At 67.4% G+C, this 6,154-nt stretch carries 7 protein-coding genes; 4 read left to right on the top strand and 3 right to left on the bottom strand.

The features are described 5' to 3' along the window. Window positions 1-52: 52 nt before the first annotated feature. Entirely contained in the window at window positions 53-712 is a 660-nt protein-coding gene (locus I55_RS10105) for a hypothetical protein (protein ID WP_148293664.1), read from the bottom strand. A 90-nt stretch (window positions 713-802) separates the two neighbouring features. Next, window positions 803-1,453, bottom strand: coding sequence for an ATP-dependent Clp protease proteolytic subunit (locus I55_RS10100; protein WP_083900993.1), 651 nt, complete (start codon window positions 1,451-1,453; stop codon window positions 803-805). Between the two features lie 208 nt (window positions 1,454-1,661). Here I55_RS10100 and I55_RS10095 point away from each other — a divergent pair, with 208 nt between their 5' ends. Both I55_RS10095 and I55_RS10090 read left to right on the top strand, forming a co-directional pair. After that, entirely contained in the window at window positions 1,662-2,444 is a 783-nt protein-coding gene (locus I55_RS10095; RefSeq protein ID WP_044560413.1) for an ABC transporter ATP-binding protein, read from the top strand. Beyond that, on the top strand, window positions 2,441-3,220 hold the full coding sequence (locus I55_RS10090; RefSeq protein WP_044560411.1) for an ABC transporter permease: 780 nt from the start codon (window positions 2,441-2,443) through the stop codon (window positions 3,218-3,220). The genes I55_RS10095 and I55_RS10090 overlap by 4 nt, the downstream gene beginning before the upstream one ends. A 137-nt stretch (window positions 3,221-3,357) precedes the next feature. Here the strand turns inward: I55_RS10090 and I55_RS10085 are convergent, their stop codons facing one another. Further along, window positions 3,358-3,873 (bottom strand): adenine phosphoribosyltransferase, encoded by a 516-nt coding sequence (locus I55_RS10085; RefSeq protein WP_044560410.1) that lies wholly within the window; start codon window positions 3,871-3,873, stop codon window positions 3,358-3,360. A 237-nt stretch (window positions 3,874-4,110) separates the two neighbouring features. On the opposite strand from I55_RS10085, the gene I55_RS10080 reads away from it, so the two are divergent. Together I55_RS10080 and I55_RS10075 are read left to right on the top strand one after the other, a co-directional pair. Then, window positions 4,111-5,250, top strand: coding sequence for an MlaE family lipid ABC transporter permease subunit (locus I55_RS10080; protein ID WP_044560409.1), 1,140 nt, complete (start codon window positions 4,111-4,113; stop codon window positions 5,248-5,250). Further along, window positions 5,210-6,049, top strand: coding sequence for an ABC transporter ATP-binding protein (locus tag I55_RS10075; RefSeq protein WP_376739189.1), 840 nt, complete (start codon window positions 5,210-5,212; stop codon window positions 6,047-6,049). Before I55_RS10080 ends, I55_RS10075 begins: the two co-directional genes overlap by 41 nt. Window positions 6,050-6,154: the final 105 nt, after the last annotated feature.

Here is a 6,154-nt window from a genome sequence, read left to right as displayed (position 1 = left end):
TTTCAGCTAGCCGGGATGACCGGGGCCAGGAGGGGCAGCCCCCATTCCCGCATCACTTGTCGATGCCGGCCGCGTCCACGGGCAGGCCCAGTTCCCGCAGCCGCCAGGCGATGTTCATCTCCTGGCCCCAGAAATAGACGGCCGCGGCGCCGGTGTTGGCCACCATGGCGCGCACCTCTTCCTGGCGGCCGCCCTTGTGCAGGCCCAACCAGATGTCGGCCAGCAGTGTGTCCACCGGCAGGCCGTCGTCCGGCGTCCAGCGGTAGGCGTCGCCTTGGCGGATCGTGATCTTGGCCGCCGCTCCCGGCGGCAACTGGGCGAAGACGCCGCACTGGTCTATCACTGCCAGCACCTCGGGATCCTGCTCCACCACCGTCACGGTGGTGACGGCGGGGTTGAGCGCCGCGATGCAGGCGGCCCAACCCATGCCCATGCCCATCACCACCGTGCGGCCCCGGGCCAGCAGGCAGCCGATCTCCTGGCTCTCCAGTTCCATGGGGGTCATGGACATCCAGCTGCGCAGGCCATCCGCCTCCCGGCGCAGCAGGACGGCCATGTCCCGGATCATGCGGGCGGGGGTCCAATAGCCGGCGCAAACCTGCAGCGGGACGATGTTCAGGGCCCAGCGCTCCCCCTGGAAGGGGTGATAGGTGGGCATGAACAGGCTGGTCGCCGGTTCGATGGGCAGGGGAGGGCCTTCGATGGGAGCCACGTTTCCACTCCGGGCAAGGGGCAAGAAAAAAGCCGCCGACGCGATACGGCGTTGGCGGCTTTGATCGATGGTCAACCAGGGGCGGCCCTTTTACTTCAGGTCATCGGCCTTGCTGATGATGTGGGTGACGATGCCATAATCCTTGGCCTCTTCCGCCGACATCCAGAAGTTGCGGTCCGTGTCCTGCTCGATCTTTTCCAGCGGCTGGCCGGTCTCCCGCGCGATGATGGTGTTCAGACGCTTGCGCATCTTCACGATCTCACGCGCCTCGATGGCGATGTCGGTGGCCTGGCCGCCGGTGCCGCCCATGGGCTGATGGATCAGGAAGCGGGTGTTGGGCAGGCAGTAGCGATTTTCCTTGGCGGCACCCAGGAAGATGTGGGCGCCGGCGCTGGCCACCCAGCCGGTGCCCAGCACCAGGACGCGGGGGCGGATGAACTGCAGGATGTCGTGGATGCTGTCGCCACTCTCCACATGGCCGCCCTGGGAGTTGATCACCAGGCGGATGGGGTCGTCGCCTTCGGCCGCCAGCGCCAGCAACTGGGCGATGGTGCTCTCCGCGATCTTCTGGTTGATCTCACCGAAGATCAGGACGGTGCGGCTCTTGAACAGGCTCTGGGCAACGGGGGAGAAGGGCGCGCCCTTCGACTTTTCCTCCTTGCCGCCCTCCGGGGCGGACTCGGGGGCGTCGTCGGGTTCTTCGTCGTCGAAGCGGATCGGCAGGGTCACCAGGATCTCCATGGAAACGAACAAGACGAAAGGGGGCCGAACCGGCGGCCCCTTTCGGCCACCCTTATCAGGTAGCGGGATTCGGCGCTCCATTCAACCCGCGCGTCGCACTTGACCATGCACGATGATCGGCTACCCCGGCCGGCCTAGCAAGGGTGGCGTCGGGCCGCGCACCTCGGGTAAAGGTTAAGCCGGTATCGGTTCTAGACGAGGTCGCGTGATGGGGCAGGGGCCGCCACCCTTCCTGGAATTGCAGGGCGTCAGCAAGCGCTATCCCAACGGGACGCTGGCGCTGACCGACATTTCACTGGCGGTGGGTGAGGGCGAGTTTCTGGCTCTCGTCGGTGCCAGCGGCTGCGGCAAGAGCACCATCCTACGCCATATCGCCGGCTTGGTGGCGCCGTCCGCCGGTCACATCCAGTGGTCCAGGCCGCCGGCGGCGGGCGCCATCGGGATGGTGTTCCAGGAACCGACGCTGATGCCCTGGGCCAGCATCCAGGACAATGTGCGCCTGCCGCTGGACCTGGCCAAGGTGCGGAGGGCGGAAGCCGACGCCCGTGTCACGGCGTTGCTGGCCCAGGTGGGCCTCGCCGACTTCGCCCGGGCCTATCCGCGCGAGCTGTCGGGCGGCATGAAGATGCGGGCCGCCATCGCCCGCGCGCTGGTGACACGCCCGCGCCTGCTGCTGATGGATGAGCCATTCGCGGCCTTGGATGAGATCACCCGCCAGAAGCTGAACGACGACCTGCTGGCCCTGTGGCGGGACCAGCGCTTCACAGCCCTGTTCGTGACCCACAGCGTCTATGAGGGCGTCTACCTGGCGGGCCGCGCCATCGTCATGGCGCCCCGTCCTGGTCGCATCCATGCCGACATTCCGCTGGACCTTCCGCATCCGCGGGATGAGGCCCTGCGCACCGACGCCCGGTATGCCGACGCCTGCCGCCGGGTGTCCCTGGCCCTGGCGGACGCCATGGGGGTTCATGCGACGGGAGGCGGGGCATGAGCGCGCCGCGCCGCCTGGCGCCCTTCATCCTGGGCGCTGTCGTCCTGGCGGCGTGGGAGGGGCTGGTGCGCCTGCTGGCCATTCCCGCCTTCGTCCTGCCGCCGCCCAGCGCCGTGGTGGCGGCGCTGCTGGCCGATCCGGAAACGCTGGGCCTGTCGCTATGGTTCACCCTCACCGTGACCTTGCAGGCCTTCGCCCTGGCGGTGACGGGCGGCGTGGCGCTGGCCATCCTGTTCACCCGCTCGCCCCTGCTGGCCTCGGCCCTCTATCCCTACGCCGTCATCCTGCAGGTGACACCGGTGATGGCCATCGCCCCCATCGTGCTGGTCTGGGTGGGGTATGAGCGGGTGGATCTGGCGCAGCTGATCCTGGCCTGGATCGTCGCCTTCTTCCCCATCCTGGGCAACACCACGCTGGGCCTGCGCTCCACCGACGCGGGCCTGCGCGACCTGTTCCGCCTCTACGGCGCCAGCAAGTGGCAGGTGCTGTGGCGGTTGGAGCTGCCGTCGGCCTTGCCCTACCTGCTGGCGGGCATGAAGATCTCGGGTGGCCTGGCCCTGATCGGCACGGTGGTGGCGGAATTCGTGGCTGGATCGGGCACCGGCCAGGGCCTGGCCTGGCGCATCGTGGACGCCAGCAACCGCCTGAACACCCCGCGCATGTTCGCGGCCCTGTCGCTGTTGTCGCTGTTGGGCATCGCCATCTTCGCGCTGCTGTCGCTGGTGCAGCGCCTGGTGCTGAGGCGCTGGCACGATAGTGAGGCGGGACACCTCTGACATCCCAACGGCATGAGACATCATCTCATGCCGTTGTAGGACGCGACCGCGTCCGCCGGAGCGAGCACCGAAGGGCGGAGCGAGGATAGCCAAGTCCCCGGATGGGGACGCCGGCGCTTGAGGAAAACGAATGAAAACTACTTGTCGTAGTTCAACAGCGACAGCACCGGCACATCCAGCTTCTTGCGGCCTTCCAGGAAGTCCAGCTCGATCAGGAAGGCGGCGGCGCGCACGTCGGCGCCGACGTCGCGCAGCAGCTTGATGGCGGCGGTCATGGTGCCGCCGGTGGCCAGCAGGTCGTCCACCACCACGACGCGCTGCCCGGGCTTCACCAGGTCGGCCTGGATTTCCACCGTGTCGCTGCCGTATTCGAGGTCATAGGAATGACGCACCACGTCGCCCGGCAGCTTGCCCTTCTTGCGCACCATGGCGAAGCCCAGGCCCAGCTTCAGCGCCAGCGGGGCGGCCATCAGGAAGCCGCGGGACTCGATGCCCACGATGAAATCGGCGCCCGTTTCCTGGACCAGCCGGGCCATGCGCCCCATGGCGACGGCCCAGGCGTCGGCGTGGGCCAGCAGCGGCGAGATGTCGTAGAACAGGATGCCGGGCTTGGGATAGTCCGGAACGCCGCGGATGTGGCTCTTCAAGTCCATTTACAGGTCCACTTCGGGGGAACGCCTTGGGGAAGGCGGGAAGCGCCCCTGTCCCGGGGCGCGAAATCATAGGGGACGCTTGGTCGGCTGGCCAGCGCCAAGCCGGCCGCGATGCCCAGATGGGCGTGTCGCGGCCGCTGCTGTTGACCCGTGGCGGGCCTTTCTGTCAAGTGAAGGACGAGCAAGGCCGCCCGGCGCCCCCGTCAGGATGGGGGTGGGGCCGCCAAGAAGGGTGAGATGGCGGCGGCAGGCATCGGCGTGATCAGGACGGCATGGGACGGCGACCACTGGTTGCTGGCCGCGGCCGGCCGTTGGGATCTGGCGGCGGCGGAGCAGCTGGACCAGAGTCTGGCCCGCCTGAAGCCGGACCGCAAGCCCGGCCAGGTGCTGCTGGATCTGTCCGGCCTGGCGGGCATGGACACCGCCGGCGCCCTGGTGCTGGACCGCCTGATCGAGCGCCTGCGGGCGGAGGGGGAGACGGTGGCCGTGGTCGGCGCCACCCCAGCGCAGTGCACCCTACTGCGCGACGTCCGCCGCGCCGTGGTGCGCCATCCGGAGGTCACCACTCCCTATCATCCCTTCCATGACCTGCTGGAACGGGTGGGCAAGGGCGCCTTCAGCCTGGGCCAGGACGCGTTCCAGCTGTTGAGCTTCTTCGGCCTGGTGTTCATCACCATCGGCCGGGTGATCCGCGACCCCCGCCGCTTCCGCTGGACCGCCTTCTTCTTCCACCTGGAACAGGTGGGCCTGAACGCCCTGCCCATCATTGGCCTGCTGACCTTCCTGATCGGCGTGGTGCTGGCGTATCAGAGCGCCGACCAGCTGCGGCGATTCGGGGCGGAGATCTTTGTCGTTCACCTGTTGGGCATCGGCATCCTGCGCGAGCTGGGGGTGCTGATCACCTCCATCATCGTCGCTGGCCGCTCCGGCTCCGCCTTCACGGCGCAGATCGGCACCATGAAGGTGAACCAGGAGGTCGACGCCATGCAGGTGCTGGGGCTGGACCCCATCGAAATGCTGGTGCTGCCCCGCTTGGCCGCGTTGTTCGTGGCCCTGCCGCTGGTCAGCTTCTATGCCGACGTGGTGGGCCTGTTCGGCGGTGCCGTGATGTCCTACGGCACGCTGGACATCACGCTGGGCCAGTTCCTGCGGCAGTTGCAAGTGGCGGTCAGCCCGACCACCATGATCGTGGGCCTGATCAAGGCCCCCGTCTTCGCCATGGTCATCGCCCTGGTGGGGTGTTTCGAGGGCCTGAACGTGACCGGCAGCGCCGAAAGCGTGGGCAAGCTGACCACCCGGTCGGTGGTGGAATCCATATTCCTGGTGATCGTGCTCGATGCTCTCTTCTCCATCCTCTTCTCCTATCTCAAGATCTGAGCCGTCAGGTTCTGAGACCGGACCCGCGCCGGTGGGCGGCGACGCCGAACCCGTCATCCGGGTACGGGGGCTGGTCACCCGCTTCGGTCGCCAGACGGTGCATGACGGGGTCGACCTGGACGTGCGCCGGGGTGAGGTGTTGGGCGTGGTCGGTGGGTCCGGCACCGGCAAGTCGGTGCTGCTGAAGGAGATCATCGGCCTGATGCGGCCCACCGCCGGCCGGGTGGAGGTCCTGGGCATCGACATGGCCAAGGCCGACAACGCCGCCCGCCGCCATATCCAGAGCCGCTGGGGCGTCCTGTTCCAGGATGGCGCGCTGTTCAGTTCCATGACCGTGGCGGAGAACGTCATGGTGGCGCTGAAGGAACATACGCGGCTTGACCCCTGCCTGATCCAGGAACTGGCCCGCATCAAGATTTCCATGGTGGGCCTGCCGCCGGACAGCTGCGCCAAGTACCCCTCCCAGCTGTCGGGCGGCATGCGCAAGCGCGCCGGCCTAGCCCGTGCCCTGGCCCTGGATCCGGAAATCCTGTTCCTGGATGAGCCGACGGCGGGCCTGGATCCCATCGGTGCCGCCGCCTTCGATGAGTTGATCGGGACATTACAGCGCAGCCTGGGCTTGACCGTCGTCATGGTTACCCATGATTTGGATAGCCTTTATGCCATTTGCGATCGCATCGCGGTGCTGGTCGACCGTAAGATCAAGGTGGGAACCATTGACATGTTGCTGGCGGACACGCATCCCTGGATCCATGACTACTTTCATGGTCCCCGCGGACGCGCGGCCGTGAAGCCTTAGGCAGTTAGGGGCTGAATTCACATGGAAACGCGCGCCAGCTACGCGCTCGTCGGCGGCTTCATCCTGGCACTGACGGCGGCCCTGTTCATCGCCATCGTCTGGCTG

This window comes from Azospirillum sp. B4 (assembly GCF_000333275.1).
GTDB lineage: Bacteria > Pseudomonadota > Alphaproteobacteria > Azospirillales > Azospirillaceae > Nitrospirillum.
This window is presented reverse-complemented; position numbering and strand designations above follow the sequence as displayed.

Bases quoted from the DNA above. Each gene is read 5' to 3' on its own strand.
- I55_RS10095 (WP_044560413.1), top strand. From the start codon at position 1,662: ATGGGGCAGGGGCCGCCACCCTTCCTGGAATTGCAGGGCGTCAGCAAG.
- I55_RS10085 (WP_044560410.1), bottom strand. From the start codon at position 3,873: ATGGACTTGAAGAGCCACATCCGCGGCGTTCCGGACTATCCCAAGCCC.
- I55_RS10100 (WP_083900993.1), bottom strand. From the start codon at position 1,453: ATGGAGATCCTGGTGACCCTGCCGATCCGCTTCGACGACGAAGAACCC.
- I55_RS10090 (WP_044560411.1), top strand. From the start codon at position 2,441: ATGAGCGCGCCGCGCCGCCTGGCGCCCTTCATCCTGGGCGCTGTCGTC.
- I55_RS10080 (WP_044560409.1), top strand. From the start codon at position 4,111: ATGGCGGCGGCAGGCATCGGCGTGATCAGGACGGCATGGGACGGCGAC.
- I55_RS10075 (WP_376739189.1), top strand. From the start codon at position 5,210: ATGCTCTCTTCTCCATCCTCTTCTCCTATCTCAAGATCTGAGCCGTCA.